14 protein-coding genes are annotated in these 14,558 nt (G+C 56.5%); all 14 read right to left on the minus strand.

Annotated elements, in window-relative coordinates; genetic code table 11:
- Positions 1 to 58: 58 nt before the first annotated feature.
- Positions 59 to 418 carry a GFA family protein gene (locus F3I62_RS15780; RefSeq protein ID WP_160490599.1) on the minus strand — a complete coding sequence of 120 codons (360 nt, stop codon included), beginning with the start codon at positions 416 to 418 and terminating at the stop codon, positions 59 to 61.
- A gap of 621 nt (positions 419 to 1,039) precedes the next feature.
- Positions 1,040 to 1,732: a hypothetical protein gene (locus tag F3I62_RS15785; RefSeq protein WP_160490600.1), complete on the minus strand. Its 693-nt coding sequence runs from the start codon at positions 1,730 to 1,732 to the stop codon at positions 1,040 to 1,042.
- 149 nt (positions 1,733 to 1,881) lie between these two features.
- Positions 1,882 to 2,313, minus strand: a complete 432-nt coding sequence (locus F3I62_RS15790) for a hypothetical protein (RefSeq protein ID WP_160490601.1) — start codon at positions 2,311 to 2,313, stop codon at positions 1,882 to 1,884.
- A 72-nt stretch (positions 2,314 to 2,385) separates the two neighbouring features.
- On the minus strand, positions 2,386 to 3,081 hold the full coding sequence (locus F3I62_RS15795) for an AbiV family abortive infection protein (RefSeq protein WP_256667787.1): 696 nt from the start codon (positions 3,079 to 3,081) through the stop codon (positions 2,386 to 2,388).
- A gap of 85 nt (positions 3,082 to 3,166) precedes the next feature.
- The gene (locus F3I62_RS15800) at positions 3,167 to 3,559 is read right to left on the minus strand and encodes a hypothetical protein (protein WP_160490602.1); all 393 of its coding nucleotides are present in this window, start codon (positions 3,557 to 3,559) and stop codon (positions 3,167 to 3,169) included.
- Between the two features lie 89 nt (positions 3,560 to 3,648).
- Positions 3,649 to 3,990, minus strand: a complete 342-nt coding sequence (locus tag F3I62_RS15805) for a DUF6794 domain-containing protein (RefSeq protein ID WP_160490603.1) — start codon at positions 3,988 to 3,990, stop codon at positions 3,649 to 3,651.
- Positions 3,991 to 4,076: 86 nt separating this feature from the next.
- Positions 4,077 to 4,640: a hypothetical protein gene (locus F3I62_RS15810; protein WP_160490604.1), complete on the minus strand. Its 564-nt coding sequence runs from the start codon at positions 4,638 to 4,640 to the stop codon at positions 4,077 to 4,079.
- Between the two features lie 981 nt (positions 4,641 to 5,621).
- On the minus strand, positions 5,622 to 6,311 hold the full coding sequence (locus tag F3I62_RS15815; RefSeq protein ID WP_160490605.1) for a hypothetical protein: 690 nt from the start codon (positions 6,309 to 6,311) through the stop codon (positions 5,622 to 5,624).
- A gap of 397 nt (positions 6,312 to 6,708) precedes the next feature.
- The gene (locus tag F3I62_RS15820; RefSeq protein ID WP_160490606.1) at positions 6,709 to 7,068 is read right to left on the minus strand and encodes a hypothetical protein; all 360 of its coding nucleotides are present in this window, start codon (positions 7,066 to 7,068) and stop codon (positions 6,709 to 6,711) included.
- 120 nt (positions 7,069 to 7,188) lie between these two features.
- Complete coding sequence (locus F3I62_RS15825; protein ID WP_160490607.1) at positions 7,189 to 9,144, minus strand: acetoacetate--CoA ligase; 1,956 nt, start codon at positions 9,142 to 9,144, stop codon at positions 7,189 to 7,191.
- 41 nt (positions 9,145 to 9,185) lie between these two features.
- Positions 9,186 to 9,953, minus strand: a complete 768-nt coding sequence (locus F3I62_RS15830) for a 3-hydroxybutyrate dehydrogenase (protein ID WP_160490608.1) — start codon at positions 9,951 to 9,953, stop codon at positions 9,186 to 9,188.
- A gap of 82 nt (positions 9,954 to 10,035) precedes the next feature.
- Entirely contained in the window at positions 10,036 to 11,427 is a 1,392-nt protein-coding gene (locus F3I62_RS15835; protein WP_160490609.1) for a GntP family permease, read from the minus strand.
- An 88-nt stretch (positions 11,428 to 11,515) separates the two neighbouring features.
- Positions 11,516 to 12,772: an OprD family porin gene (locus F3I62_RS15840; protein WP_160490610.1), complete on the minus strand. Its 1,257-nt coding sequence runs from the start codon at positions 12,770 to 12,772 to the stop codon at positions 11,516 to 11,518.
- 302 nt (positions 12,773 to 13,074) lie between these two features.
- Entirely contained in the window at positions 13,075 to 14,484 is a 1,410-nt protein-coding gene (locus F3I62_RS15845) for a sigma 54-interacting transcriptional regulator (RefSeq protein WP_160490611.1), read from the minus strand.
- Between the last annotated feature and the right edge of the window lie 74 nt (positions 14,485 to 14,558).

Consider the following 14,558-nt stretch of genomic DNA (forward strand, 5'->3'; position numbering starts at 1 on the left):
GGGCCGGCTTTAGCCGGTCCCGAGTGAGCGAAGCGAACGACTTGAACCAATTGTTAGGTTACACCTCGATAGCTGCGCCATTAAATACTTCAAACGGGACCAAGGATGTATCGATGCCTTCGAGGCAGCCAAGGTTGATGCGGTAATGACCTGGCTTTTTCACCGTTTGATGAAATGGATAGATTCCACATTTGCTGCAGAAGTGGTGCTTTGCAACACAACTGCCGAATTCATATGTTGATAGCGCGCCGGGAGTGGCGGTGATGGCTAGCTCAGACGGAGCCACTGTAAATGCACTCATCAATGCTCCCTTTCTTTGGCAGATGGAGCAGTTGCAGCGTAAGCCGCTTTCAATAACAGGGGCTTCAAACTGAAATTTTATTGCGCCGCAGTGGCAGCTTCCTTGGTACGCCGGCACATAACCTCCTTGTGTTACCTAACGTTTGGTTAAGGGGCCGGCTTTAGCCGGTCCCGAGTGAGCGTAGCGAACGACTTGAACCACTTGTTAGGCGTTACGGAGATTCCAAGCGAAGCGACGCAATAGGCTTTCTATTGGCAATAAATCCGCTGATACTATTTACATATGCTTCTTTCGGCTTAGGAAAAGCACCAAGAGCAACGGGCTTTCCCTTTGTTATTTGAAGCCCGTTTGCAGCAACGAAGCCAAATACTGCACTTACCACCTTTGGGTCTGTTGCCGAGTATAAGTTTAACTCGACAGTTTTTTCGTTGCGACCATACATGGGAGCAATTTTATTACACTCTCTATGGTTTGCGCAGAGGCTAGACTGAATTAGGTGATTATGTATCGCAGCATAAAGTGTGGTTTCTCCTTCAGTAGAGTCTGGGGCGGCTTGGCTAGTTAAGGGAATGCAGAGCAAAAGAGTTATCAGTGGCTTATTAAACATTTAATCTGCTTCCGGAGTTGATGTGGCGTTTGCCTGGCCGCCTAACGTTTGGTTAAGGTGCCGGCTTTAGCCGGTCCCGAGTGAGCGAAGCGAACGACTTGAACCAGTTGTTAGAGCCTGTTGGCAGGAGGCTATGAAGCCTCATTTCCTGCCTCGCATGGTGAAAGATAACCTGGACGAGCCTGAGTGCTGCCTCCATGCATAAGGCGATATTTCATAAAATGTTCGTTTCCATAAATATCTTGATAGGTTACTGCGCCATAAACGTAAATAGTACCCTCTGGGGTGCCAATCTCATGAATACAGCATGGGTTGATTATCTGTTGCGGGTGGGTTATTTGCATCTCATGCGTGGCGCCAGAGCCGAGTATGCTTGAGGACATAACAAAATCCTCAGGAGGCTCGGGCAGCTCAATTGATAACGGATATCTCTCGATCCATTGGTGAATCCAGTGCCGTAAATTGTGTGCTGGAGTTTGTCCTGCATTCTTTACAATGACTGTTACTTTGGGTATGCCTGGTTCGGGGAATTCAATCCAGGCTCGCTCAACTGCAATATATGCTCTAAGTTGTCGGGCTGCCGTATCGCGCATGATATTAACGCTATTTTCTGTGGCGGTTGTGGCTGTTTCCGCCACTCGCATTGAGCGCTTCATGAGTTGGAGTTGTATGAAAAAGAAGCCTGCTTGAATTACAGCAACGAAAAGCATTCCTGCGGTAACCCAGAGCATCCAATCAGCGCTAGTCGTCTCTGGGGAAAGCAATTCAGTTGCTGCACTTTGGCTGAGGTACCTTGAGAGGTCCAACGATAGATCGCTTGCCATGTCATGAGTCTCTAGCAATTTTACTGAAAAGTAGCTTCGTAGTTTTAATGTCAAAATTTGGAGCGATTAAGTTGTGAGCTCTAACGTTTGGTTAAGGGGCGGGCTTTAGCCCGTCCCGAGTGAGCGTAGCGAACGGCTTGAACCGTTTGTTAGCGTTCAGGCCACTCGCCTTTAAGGCGTGATTTTTCATTTTTGAAAGTGGCTGACTTCACTGTGGGTAAGTTTTCTGCGAACGTGAACTTGGCCCAGAATTCACACTCGCAAAAAGCGTACATGTCGATGGTTGAATATGGTTCGTAAGCTAAATTTAAATTGCCAGACTCAATGTTGAAAGATGGATTTCTGCCTGCGTCTGATCCGCAAGATGATGGGTGGCGAACTAGAAATGTTAATCCGTTATCAGAACCCATTTTCCAGATTTCAGGCTGATGGTTTTCTTCTGTCCAGTCGCCACTGCAGCCAAGGAACTCAAAAGACTTTAGTGCAACCTTTTCGGAGGGCTGCTTCTCTGCTAATGCCTTATGGCTGAAGAAAATAAGTGCTGCTAATAATGCGTATATGCTGAATTTTGATTTCATCATGGCGCTAACGTTTGGTTAAGGGGCGGGCTTTAGCCCGTCCCAGCGAGCGAAGCGAGTGATTTGAACCACTTGTTAGATTTTTGGGAATGCTACGCCGTTATCAATAAAATTTTTCATTGAATTGCCCCCGCCTTCTTTAAGCCCAGCATCCTGCATTGCTGCATACCATGTGATCAAGGCCTCTTTCATGGCATTAAAGTCGGTTTTCGAAGCTTTGCCGACATGTTCAATCCATAACTCAATTTCTTTTGTAGTAACTTCGCTCTTGCCTGCAAGGAGTTTTGCTGTTTGAACAAGTGATTTGGAGAGCTCTTCGTTGACGACAACAGTAGGTATTGACCAGTTTTTATTTCCTAGGCAATCCGTATAAAAGCCCAATTGCTTTAGCTGATCAAGGATGAAGGGATGCTCTGCATCTTCATCGAAGAGAGGGCGAAGGTCTTCTAGTTTCCTTGCCCCTTTTATTGCAAGCTCAGGAAGTAACCACTGCGCATTCTTGCTGGTATGAGAGCGATAGTTTTTCCAACTTTCTTTGATTTCTTCTGCGGTACTGGCCGTTGAGAGTTGACGTAGGATTGAAACCTTTCCGGACTCCTCAATCGATAGGGCTGCGAGCGATGCCGCAGTTGGAAAGCTTCCTGTCTCCAGCAGCTTCTGAGCATCGTTAGCTAAACGCATGGCGTTTGCGTTGGCTGCGTTCATGCCGGCTGCAATTTCTGATGCAGATAATTTGCCTTTATATGAATCAAGTTTCTTCTGGGTTGGCATAAAAATCTAACGTTTGGTTAAGGGGCCGGCTTTAGCCGGTCCCGAGTGAGCGAAGCGAACGACTTGAACCAGTAGTTAGAAGACATCACAGCACGTCGGTGATTAAAAACAACCCTTCAAACTGCTCTTTTTTGTCTTCGGGGCCTTGGTCCAGCAAGCCAATACGGACTAAACCATAAACAATTTCACCAATGTCCGTTGAGGAAAATACGCCCCAGGAGCTCAGTGTGTCTTTTGGAGCTTCAAACACTTCTTTAGCGTGAAGTACATAGCAGTGTGCAAAGTTGAAGGCGCTTACATGGTACGCGAGCCCAAGATTGGGAGGCGGCGTGGGAATATTTTCATGATATTCAGGCGCATACTGGTATGCCTCTAGCGCGAATTCATAAGCCTCGCGGTCGTACTTTGTTTCTCCAAGTGCCTCTAGTTTTTCGGCTACATGGGTTTGGTATTCGATGGTGTTGTACCAGTTATCCATGATGGTTTCTAACGATTAAGCTAACGGGCGGCCAAAAGCGCAGCTTTTGGACGTCCAGCGAACGAAGTGAGCGGTAGTTGAGCGCATTGTTAGCCTTCGTGTTGCAGGGATGACCAGACTGCTTTGATTATTACCATGGAGGCTTCATCTGGATGGCACCCTTTTCCGCATGCGGACTCGATGAGTTTTTCGTTGCCTCTCCATAAACCATAGTAGTTACGAATTCCGGTTCCCCAGCCATGGTGGTACATAATTAATTCATCTTTCTTGTTTTTACGCAGCATCTCTTTGTCCTCGGCAGATAGGGAAGCCAGAATATCTGCGACAGTTGCTTCCACTGTCGTGGGCCATTTGTCCGGGCCTAAATTCTGCTCATCTTGTGCAGAAGCCGCAGTGGAGATAATGAGGGCTAGCAGTAGAGTTTTTTTCATGATGGCTAACGTTTGGTTAAGGGGCCGGCTTTAGCCGGTCCCAGTGAGCGAAGCGAGCGATTTGAACCAATTGTTATACCTACGTGCTACGGGAAACTCTGCTTTCCATACAGCCAGAGGAATTTATCGAGCTTCTTAATGCTTATTTTTTTGAGTCGGTAGTGTTCTTTAAGCGCCAGTATTCCTGATACATAATCGGGGTAATTGAGAAGGCTTTTCTTTGTGGCTCTGTTTGCGGTAACAGATTTCAAGTAATAGTGCAGAAGATTTGCTGCGTATTTATCGTATATTGGGTATGCGTCTTGATTGTGCCAGCTGCAATATTTTGTGGCGAATGAATATACGCGCCGATTGCCTAAGCCATTTTTCTCTATGTCTGTGACTAGTGATAAATCACCTTTCTTCAACCTAGAGTCTATGTTCATTCCGTGAATATTCTTGGCTAATCGATAGGTTGCGTAAACGTTGGTTTGGTAAAGGTCGTTAAGGCACGTGACTTTAAGAAGTACTTCATCGAAGTTTTTGTTTGATGGAAACATTTTGAATAGTTTCCCTAGTGCAGACTCTGCGCCAAAAAACTCCTCTGTGGAGTTTTCGCTTAAATACTGGCGAATAAATTCCGGAGTCGGGTTTTGTATGGTATTCGACAAGTTTCCTCCGGGGTATAACGTTTGGTTAAGGGGCCGGCTTTAGCCGGTCCCAGTGAGCGAAGCGAACGGTTTGAACCTATTGTTATACCTGCTCTGAGTGGTTGATAACGCTGAGTCGAATGATAAAAATAACTATAAGTGATGTGTACGAGGAAATAAGAGGGCCGAAGCCGATAATTATTGCTGAAAGTGGTCGCTCCATTATTTGTTCTATTGATTTGTGGATGCCGAACATACTGGTGATTATGAGTAATGCAATAGTTCCTGCTGCAATTCCCATGTATACGTGGAATGGTGCTCCGTATTGAGTGTAATCTTCTAGGTTCAGCGCGATGCACCATGAGCAATAAATCCCATAACCTGCGAGTGGTATAAATAAAGCTAAGCCGGGAGCTTCAGGTATCCCCATGAGAAGATATAGCGAGGCAGGGATATAGGTTAAGCTTGTTGGGGTTATAAGCGCTATTGAAGCGGCGAATAATATCCACATTGCATATTGTTTCAATGTATTCCTTCTCACTTCATAGCTCCTGTGCGCGAACTACGTATAACGTTTGGTTAAGGGGCCGGCTTTAGCCGGTCCCGAGTGAGCGGAGCGAACGGCTTGAACCAGTTGTTAGCAGCCCTAACGTGCTTAGAGAAAATATAGTGATCCGATTAGCGCAGCCATCAAAATTGAATAGATTAATGCGTTTTTGCAGTGCCGCTCGCCGCCTGGGAATTTTTTTGGACTTAGAAACCAAGTTGCATCATAAAAGAATATTCCCTTGGATTTTGTAAACTGCGATGCCTGAATTGCCTCTACCACGTACAAGACAAACAATGTGAAAATTGAAAGTATAAATAATACTGACAGTAAGATATTTTTTGCTTCGGGATCAATGTTCATTTGGCGCCGACCTAGGCGGGTTGCTAACGTTTGGTTAAGGGGCCGGCTTTAGCCGGTCCCGAGTGAGCGAAGCGAACGACTTGAACCACTAGTTATGTGCCATGTTGCAAGAGATTCAATATTTCAAATTTAAAGATAAATGACGAAATAGCGATGGTGCTTAAAAGGTATGGGGCTAGTAAATCAAGGTTTTCTCGGTATTTAAAGGTAGCCTCTGACTGATATGCAAGTTCGTACCACAACAACCATAGATAGTGGCGGAGCTTCCATTTTTCCCCAAAGTTTGTTAGGGGTATATATTTTGTGAAATAGCACTGTACACCTGTTTCATCAAAGCCCGGGCTTGTGTATGAAATTGATCTTTTAAATATCCCGCTCACGCAGTACTTAGCCTTGCTGATACCTGGCTCGTCGCGAATATAGACATCAATGGCTTTTCCCAGTAATCCTTTCGGATCATCATCTTCGTGACTGTAATACAGGATTCTGTAGTTATCTATCAGTCGCTGACTCCAATAGTTATACAGTTTTGAGTGGTGTTCTTGAGCGTATGAGTAATACCGTATTGTTAGAAAAATTATTGCAGCCAAAAATAAGTAGCTTAGTCCGACGTAATTCGTGAATTTTATTTTGAATAAGAATGTGTTGGCTTCTTCAAGAGTTGCTCCGGTTAAGTTTAAAGCCAGGAATATTATGCAAGCCATAACTAAAAGCTTCCGTTTGGATTGCAGGCCCTCATCATTGTCAATAGAAGTTCTGAAATCGCTCAACTCATCTTTCACAAATTTTCACCGGATAATGTAGTGGGGCATAACGTTTGGTTAAGGGGCGGGCTTTAGCCCGTCCAAGTGAGCGCAGCGAACGACTTGAAGCAGTTGTTAGGCCTTTCTGGTCCGACACGGTAGCCGCCGCAACGCAGAAAGAAAAGGCTGACGCCGCCGGATTGGAAGGGGAGCGCGGTAAGTTAATTGTTACGGTGCCCGGCATAAACCAATTCCCTTTGATAATGCCAATAACTATGGCGACCTACAGGCGACGCGGTGTTGCGATTAAAACAAATCAGAGATGAATTTCCGGAGGCTGCCTAACTATAAATAGGCGACATGCCTACATCTGGGAATGTTCCCATATCTGGATACATGTCTCCATATGTAGGCATCAGGTGTCTATATCTGACCATCATTTTTCGATGATCCGTTCTTTCAAGCCGAGCCTGATGGCCTCGCCGTAACTGATGCGCCAGATCTTGTGGTCAACGTCCCATTTGCCGCCTGCTGCTTTGACCAGGCGTTGTAGATCCCGCTCTTCGTGGTGGATGCGCAGGGCAATCTGTTGGCGGTTTTGCTGAAGGCGGTCGGCGGTGAGGTTCAGGCCCTGAGTCGGGGCTGGTTTTGTCTCGATGATCAGTTCAACCGTGGTGTAGCTGAGCTGCTTTTCGCGGTCGAGGCGGTAGCGCACGGCAAGGAGTTGCTCGCCATAGCGTTGCACCAGGCGTTTGGTGCCGTTGCTACCGGGTTTGAGGGTTTTGACAACGTCCATATCGTCACCTGGGCAAGAAGGGCAGAGTGCCCGGTCAGCAGTCTGCCCCAATGCCGGCACATTGCTCAATATGGTGCCGGTTTTTGCGGTTTTTGCGGTGTTGGCCGTTGATGGCGCGTGTCAGTCCTGCAGTTGTGGCAGGTCGCGGTACAGCTCCAATGCTTGCGGATTGGCCAGGGCGTCGGTGTTCTTCACCGGTTTGCCGTGCACCACGTTGCGTACCGCCAGTTCGACGATCTTGCCGCTGATGGTGCGCGGGATGTCGGTCACGGCGATGATCTTGGCCGGCACGTGGCGCGGGGTGGTGTTGGCGCGGATCACCTGGCGGATCTGCGCCTGCAGCTCGTCGGTCAGCGTTACGCCCTCGCGCAGGCGCACGAACAGCACCACGCGCACGTCGCCGTCCCAGTCCTGGCCGATGGCGATGGATTCCAGTACCTGCGGCACCTTTTCCACCTGGCGGTAGATCTCGGCGGTGCCGATGCGCACGCCTCCTGGGTTGAGCACGGCGTCCGAGCGGCCGTGGATGACCAGGCCGCCGTGTTCGGTGATTTCCGCGTAGTCGCCGTGGGCCCAGATGCCGGGGAAGGTGTCGAAGTAGGCGGCCTGGAACTTCTCGCCCTGCGGGTCGTTCCAGAAACCGACCGGCATGCTGGGGAAGTGGCGGGCGCAGACCAGTTCGCCTTTCTCGCCGCGCACCGCCTGGCCGGCGTCGTTCCACACCTGCACATCCATGCCCAGGCCCTTGCATTGCAGCTCGCCGCGCCACACCGGCAGCACCGGGTTGCCGAGGGCGAAGCAGGAGACGATGTCGGTGCCGCCGGAGATGGAGGACAGGCACAGGTCGGCCTTGATGTCGCGGTAGACGTACTCGAAGCCCTCGTGGGCCAGCGGTGAGCCTGTCGAGAGGATGGCCTTCAGGCGTTGCAGTCTGTGCGTCTTGCCGGGCTTGGCGCCGGCCTTTTCCAGGGCGGCGAGGTACTTGGCGCTGGTGCCGAAGAGGCTGATGTTCTCAGCGTCGATCAGGTCGATCAGGCGTTCGGCGCCGGGGTGGAAGGGCGAGCCGTCGAACAGCACCAAGGTGGCGCCCAGGGCCAGGCCCGAGACCAGCCAGTTCCACATCATCCAGCCGCAGGTGGTGTAGTAGAACAGGCTGTCGTCGGCCGTCAGGTCGGTGTGCAGGCCGAGTTCCTTGACATGCTGCAGCAGGGTGCCGCCGACGCCATGGACGATGCACTTGGGCACGCCGGTGGTGCCGCTGGAATAGAGGATGTACAGCGGCTGCTCGAAAGGCACCGGAGTGAACACGGGCTCGCCGCCGGCCTGGTAGAAGTCGCCCCACAGCGCGACCTGGGCCGGTGTCTTGAAGTCGCCAGCTTTGGCGTCGGGGTTGGAGTAGGGCACCACCACCAGTTGCTGCAGGGTGGGCAGGCGTTCGAGGATTTCGTTGAGCTTGGCGGTCAGGTCGAGGTTCTTGCCGGCGTAGCGGTAGCCGGCGGCGGCGATCAGCACCTTGGGTTCGATCTGGCCGAAGCGGTCGATCACGCCCTGGGTGCCGAAGTCCGGCGAGCAGCTCGACCAGGTGGCGCCGAGGCTGGCGCTGGCGAGCATGCCGACCACGGTCTGCCAGGTGTTGGGCATGAAGGCGGCCACGCGGTCGCCGACACCGACTCCAGCGGCCTTGAGGCTGCGTTGCAGGCCGGCGACCTGGGCGGCCAGCTCGGCGTAGCTCAGCTGTTCGCGGTTGCCGTCTTCGCCGATGGCGACCAGGGCCGGGTGATCGTCGCGGCGGCGCAGCAGGTGCTCGGCGAAGTTCAGGGTGGCGCCGGGGAACCAGTGGGCGCTGGGCATGGCGCTGCCTTCGCGCAGCACGCACGCGGGCTGCTGGCTGAAACGGATCTCGAAGAAGTCGACGATGGCCTGCCAGAAGGCTTCACGATCAGCCACGCTCCAGGCGTGCAGGGCCGGGTAGTCGGCCAGCTGCAGGGTATGGCGCTGGTTGACGTAGCGGCGGAAGGCATCCATGCGGGTGGCGGCGATGCGGTCGGCGGAAGGGGCCCAGAGCGGTTGATTCATGACGACATCCTGAGAGTGCGGTTTCTTGTTGATTGTAGGGTTCACTGGGCGGTCCAGCCGCCGTCCACGGTCCAGGCCACGCCGCGTACCTGGCTGGCGGCCTGGCTGCTAAGGAACAGCACCAGCTCGCCGAGCTGCTCGGGGGTGACGAAGTCCTGCGACGGCTGTTTCTCCGCCAGCAGCTCGCGGCGGGCGCGGTCGAAGTCGCCATCGGTGGCGCGCAGCTCGATCTGTTTCTGGATCAGCGGAGTCAGCACCCAGCCCGGGCACAGGGCGTTGCAGGTGATGTTGCTTTGCGCGGTTTCCAGCGCCACCACCTTGGTCAGGCCGACCACGCCGTGCTTGGCGGCCACGTAGGCGGCTTTCTGCACCGAGCCGACCAGGCCGTGCACCGAGGCGATGTTGACGATCCGCCCCCAGCCGCGTTGACGCATGCCGGGCAGGGCCAGGCGGGTGGCGTGGAACACCGAGGACAGGTTGATGGCGATGATTGCGTCCCAGCGTTCCACCGGGAATTCCTCCACCGGTGCCACGTGCTGGATGCCGGCGTTGTTGACCAGGATATCGACGCCGCCGAACTGTTCCTCGGCGTAGGCGATCATCGTCGCGATTTCCTCGGGCTTGCCCACGTCGGCCAGGTGGTGGCCGGCCTTGACGCCCTTGGCTCGGACGGCGGCCAGGGCTGCGTCGACTTCGCCGAAGCCGTTGAGGATCAGGTTGGCGCCGGCCTCGGCCAGCTTGAGGGCTATGCCTAAACCGATGCCGCTGGTGGAGCCGGTGACCAGTGCTGTCTTGCCTTGCAGATTCATGGAATTCTCCTGTTGCGTGGGCCGCCTGGGCGACCTTGATAGGGTGGGCGCAGCCGTAGCTGGGGTTGCGCCCGCCTCAGGGTCAGACGATGCCGGTAGCGTAGAAGGTGCCGATCACCACGAACACTGCCAGGGTCTTGATCAGGGTGATGCCGAAAATGTCCTTATAGGCCTCGCGGTGGGTTAGGCCGGTGACCGCCAGCAGGGTGATCACCGCACCGTTGTGCGGCAGGGTGTCCATGCCGCCGGAGGCCATCGAGGCCACCCGGTGCAGCACTTCCAGCGGGATGTTGGCGGCATTGGCGGCGGCGATGAAGGTGTCGGACATGGCCGCCAAGGCGATGCTCATGCCGCCCGAGGCCGAGCCGGTGATGCCGGCCAGCAGGGTTACGGTGACCGCCTCGTTGACCAGCGGGTTGGGGATGCTTTTCAGCGCATCGGCCAGCACCAGAAAGCCGGGCAGCGAGGCAATCACCGCGCCGAAGCCGTATTCCGAGGCGGTGTTCATCGACGCCAGCAGGGCGCCACCGACCGCGGTCCTGGTGCCTTCGGCCAGTTTGGCCTTGATCGCACGGAAGCCGCAGATCAGCACCAGCAAGATGCCCAGCAGCAGCGCGGCCTGCACCGCCCAGATGCCGGTCAGCTTGGCCACTTCACTGGTCACCGGCTGCGCCATGCCGGCCAGCTGCAGGCTGTGGGTCTTGCCGTACAGCTCGGGAATCCAGCGGGTGAACAGCAGGTTGGCCACGCCCACCAGCACCAGCGGCGACAGCGCCAACCAGGGGTTGGGCAGGGCGATGTCCTCGGCGGTTTCCGGCTCGTTGCGCAGCTCGGTGCCGTAGCCTTCGCCGCTGCGCTGGGCCTTCTTCAACTGGCGGCTGAGGTAGAGCATGCCGACGCTGAACACGAACAGGGTGCCGATCACCCCCAGCCACGGCGCCGCCCAGGAGGTGGTGCCGAAGAAGGTGGTGGGGATGATGTTCTGGATCTGCGGGGTACCGGGCAGGGCGTCCATGGTGAAGCTGAACGCGCCGAGGGCGATGGTGGCCGGGATCAGGCGCTTGGGAATATCGCTCTGGCGGAACATCTCGGCGGCGAAGGGGTACACGGCGAACACCACCACGAACAGCGATACGCCGCCGTAGGTGAGCAGGGCGCACACCAGCACGATCACCAGCATGGCCTGGCGGGTGCCGAGCAGGTGGATGGCCGCCGCGACGATGGAACGCGAGAAGCCGGACAGCTCGATCAGCTTGCCGAACACGGCGCCGAGCAGGAACACCGGGAAGTACAGCTTAATGAAGCCGACCATCTTCTCCATGAACACGCCGGTGAAGGCGGGCGCCACGGCGGACGGGTCGGTGAGCAGCACGGCGCCGAGGGCGGCGATCGGGGCGAAGAGGATGACGCTGTAGCCGCGGTAGGCGGCGAGCATCAGCAGGGCAAGGGCCGCGAGGGCGATGATTACGCTCATTGAGCTATCTCCTGTACTGCGGCGTGGCGGGAGGCGCGGCCACGCGCAGCGATATTGTTGTTGGCCAGGTGGTGGGCGGTCCGGTTCATTACCAGAGCGGCAGCACGTAGCTGAGGATCAGGCGGTTCTCGTCCAGGTCGTTGCCAAAGTGGCTGGAACGCAGCGTGGCGTTGCGCCATTTGACCCCGAGGTTCTTCAATGGACCGTCCTGGAACACGTAGGCGATATCGGTGTTGCGCTCCCACTCCTTGCCGTCGGGCTTGCCGACGCCCAGATCGATGTTGTCGCCGGACAGGTAGCGGGTCATGAAGGTCAGGCCGGGGATGCCGACGGCGGCGAAGTTGTAGTCGTAGCGCGCCTGCCAGGAGCGCTCCTCGGCGTTGGCGAAGTCGCCGATCTGCACAAAGTTGACCAGGAAGGCGTCGGTGCCGCCGATATAGGCGAAACCGGTGTCGCCGCTCATGTGCTGGTAGCCGAGGCCAAAGGCATGGCCGCCGAGGCCGTAGGTGAACATGGCGCCGAGCGCGCGGTTATCGACGTTGCTGCGGCCGTCGTCGTCGGAGCGGGCGAAGCGCAGATCGCTCTTCAGCGACTGGCCCGCGCCGAGCGGCAACAGGTGGGTCAGGTTGACGATGTGCTGGTCGTACAGGCGGTCGAGCTTGGCGTAGTTGTACGAGCTGCTGAGCTGGTCGCTCCACTTGTAGGCCAGGCTGGCAAAGTCGAAACGGTCGCTGCTGGCGCTGGCGACTATGCCCTTGGCGCCGCCGGTGGTCAGGCCCATGTCCTCGCTGTCCGAGGAGTCACGCTGGCTGACCTGGCGCAACTGGCCGGCATCGATGGTCAGACCGGCAATATCGGTGGAGTTCAGGTGGGCGCCGCGAAAGGTCTGTGGCTGCAGGCGCGAGTCGTTGGCCAGCACGGTGGGCAGCTTGGGCAGCAGGGTGCCGACCTTGAGCACGCTGGCGCCGGCCTTGAACTTGGCGGTTAGGCCCTGCTCGCCGTATTCGTCCTGAGCGCCGTCGACCTTCTCCTTGTCGCGCGGCAGCAGGCCGGAGCCGGCACGTTCCGGGCTGGAGTCGAGCTTGACGCCGAGCATGCCGAGGGCATCCATGCCGACGCCGATGGTGCCTTCGGTGAAGCCGGACTCGTAGCGCAGAAGGAAGCCTTGGGCCCATTCCTCCTGCTTCGACTGGCTGGCGTCGGCCTGGCGAAAATCGCGATTGAAGTAGAAGTTGCGCAGTTCCAGAGTGGCCTTGCCATCTTCGAGGAAGGCTGCCTGGCTAGGCAGGCAAACGGCACCGCCGAGGGCGGCTAGAGCGACGGCATGGCTGAGCGATTGGCTCATCGGGTGTCTCCTGGCGCGGCGCCGTGGCGAACGAGGACGGTGCCGGGGCGTCCCAGGAGCAAAGTTCGCGCTACGTGCAGCGGTATTGTTGTTATTTCGGCTGCGGTCTGGCCGCGCAAGGCCTTTAGCCAGTTCCATGCCAACAACACAAGAGATTGATTTATAAGGATTTATTGGTAAAAAGACGGTGCTTTGCCAATGCCTCAGTCTCTCGTTGGAGACTGGCAGTATCGTTTTTCGAGCCGAAAGCCCAGGATTCCTGGGCTTCTTGGAAGGTCTCAGAATAGAGACTTGTCTATAAATCAAGACGAAAGGCCCAGGGCGACCATCTTCTTGTACAAGGTCGAGCGGCCCAGCCCCAGGCGTTTGGCGGCTTCGAGCACATTGCCGGCTTGCTCGGCCAGCGCCGCCTGGATCAACTGGCGCTCGAAGGCTTCGCGGGCGCTATGGAAGTCGCCAGTCACTGTCGGCAGGGCTGCGGACACGACGGAGCTGGGCAGCGGGCACAGGCGGCCGATGGCCGAACGCAGCGCGGCGGCGCCCAGCAGCGGCTCATCGCCGAGCAGGGCGGCGCGTTCCAGCACATTGCGCAGCTCGCGGATATTGCCGGGCCAGGCATGGCTGGCCAGCAGGGCGCGCGCTTCGGTGTCCAGTTCGTGGTGGCCGGGCAGTTCGTCGAGGATTGCCTCGCACAGCGCCGGCAGGTCGTCCAGGCGTTCGCGCAGCGGCGGCAGCTGGATTGGCAGCACGTTCAGTCGGTAGTACAGGTCGGCGCGGAAGTGGCCTTCCTGCACCGCGGCTTCCAGGTCCAGCGAGGTGGCGGCGATCAGGCGCACGTCACTGCGGCGTACCTCGTTGGAACCGACCGGTTCGAACTCCTTTTCCTGCAGCACGCGCAGCAGCTTGCTCTGCAGGGTCAGCGGCATGTCGCCGATTTCGTCGAGGAACAGCGTGCCGCCCTGGGCGATCTGCAGCTTGCCGGGACGGCCCTTGCGGTCGGCGCCGGTAAAGGCACCCGGCGCGGTGCCGAAGAATTCGGCCTCCAGCAGGGTCTCCGGAATGGCCGCGCAGTTGACACTGACGAAGGGCTTGTGGGCCCGTGGCGAGGCGCTGTGGATGGCGTGGGCCAGCAGCTCCTTGCCGGTACCGGTCTCGCCGAGCAGCAGCACCGGCGACTCGCTGGCCGCGCCACGCCGGGCACGGCGCTTGACCTCCAGGCTGGCGGCGCTGGCGCCGATGAAGTGAGCGAAGTTGTACTTGGCCTGGCGTGCCTGCAGCAGCGAGCGCGTCGAGGCCAGCTCCTTCTGGATCTGGGTGAAGCGAGTCACCAGCGGAGCCAGGTTCTGCAACTGATCGAACAGGGCGAAGCCGATGGCGCCGATCACCGCGCCGGCGTCGTCGTGCACCGGCAGGCGCATCACCACCAGCGGGCCGCCTGGGGTGTCGAGCATGTCCAGCAGGATCGGCTGGCCGGTCTCCACCACCTGGCGCAGCAGGCTGGACGGAATGACCTTCTCCACCTCCAGGCCGATGGCCTGGGCGGCATCCTCCAGGCCATAGCGACGGGCGTAGCGCTCGTTCATCCAGACGATGCGCGCGTCCTTGTCGACTATCACCGTGCCTTCGCTGGACTGCTCGATGATCTCGAACAGTGAGCGGATCGCCAGCAGGCGTACGTGCTGGTAGTCGCTCAGGGTGTTGGCGTCTTTCATCGGCGTTCTCGACGATAGGGAGGAGGGCAGCTTAACCGCTAGCCGGGCGCGCCTGGTACCTGGCTTTCGGCTAG

The sequence above is a fragment of the Pseudomonas sp. R-28-1W-6 genome (assembly GCF_009799925.1).
Lineage (GTDB): Bacteria > Pseudomonadota > Gammaproteobacteria > Pseudomonadales > Pseudomonadaceae > Aquipseudomonas.

Coding starts and splice junctions, on each gene's coding strand:
- F3I62_RS15820 (WP_160490606.1), bottom strand. CDS start 7,068: ATGGACGTTGTCAAAACCCTCAAACCCGGTAGCAACGGCACCAAACGC.
- F3I62_RS15835 (WP_160490609.1), bottom strand. CDS start 11,427: ATGAGCGTAATCATCGCCCTCGCGGCCCTTGCCCTGCTGATGCTCGCC.
- F3I62_RS15785 (WP_160490600.1), bottom strand. CDS start 1,732: ATGGCAAGCGATCTATCGTTGGACCTCTCAAGGTACCTCAGCCAAAGT.
- F3I62_RS15795 (WP_256667787.1), bottom strand. CDS start 3,081: ATGCCAACCCAGAAGAAACTTGATTCATATAAAGGCAAATTATCTGCA.
- F3I62_RS15845 (WP_160490611.1), bottom strand. CDS start 14,484: ATGAAAGACGCCAACACCCTGAGCGACTACCAGCACGTACGCCTGCTG.
- F3I62_RS15790 (WP_160490601.1), bottom strand. CDS start 2,313: ATGATGAAATCAAAATTCAGCATATACGCATTATTAGCAGCACTTATT.
- F3I62_RS15805 (WP_160490603.1), bottom strand. CDS start 3,990: ATGAAAAAAACTCTACTGCTAGCCCTCATTATCTCCACTGCGGCTTCT.
- F3I62_RS15800 (WP_160490602.1), bottom strand. CDS start 3,559: ATGGATAACTGGTACAACACCATCGAATACCAAACCCATGTAGCCGAA.
- F3I62_RS15840 (WP_160490610.1), bottom strand. CDS start 12,772: ATGAGCCAATCGCTCAGCCATGCCGTCGCTCTAGCCGCCCTCGGCGGT.
- F3I62_RS15830 (WP_160490608.1), bottom strand. CDS start 9,953: ATGAATCTGCAAGGCAAGACAGCACTGGTCACCGGCTCCACCAGCGGC.
- F3I62_RS15825 (WP_160490607.1), bottom strand. CDS start 9,144: ATGAATCAACCGCTCTGGGCCCCTTCCGCCGACCGCATCGCCGCCACC.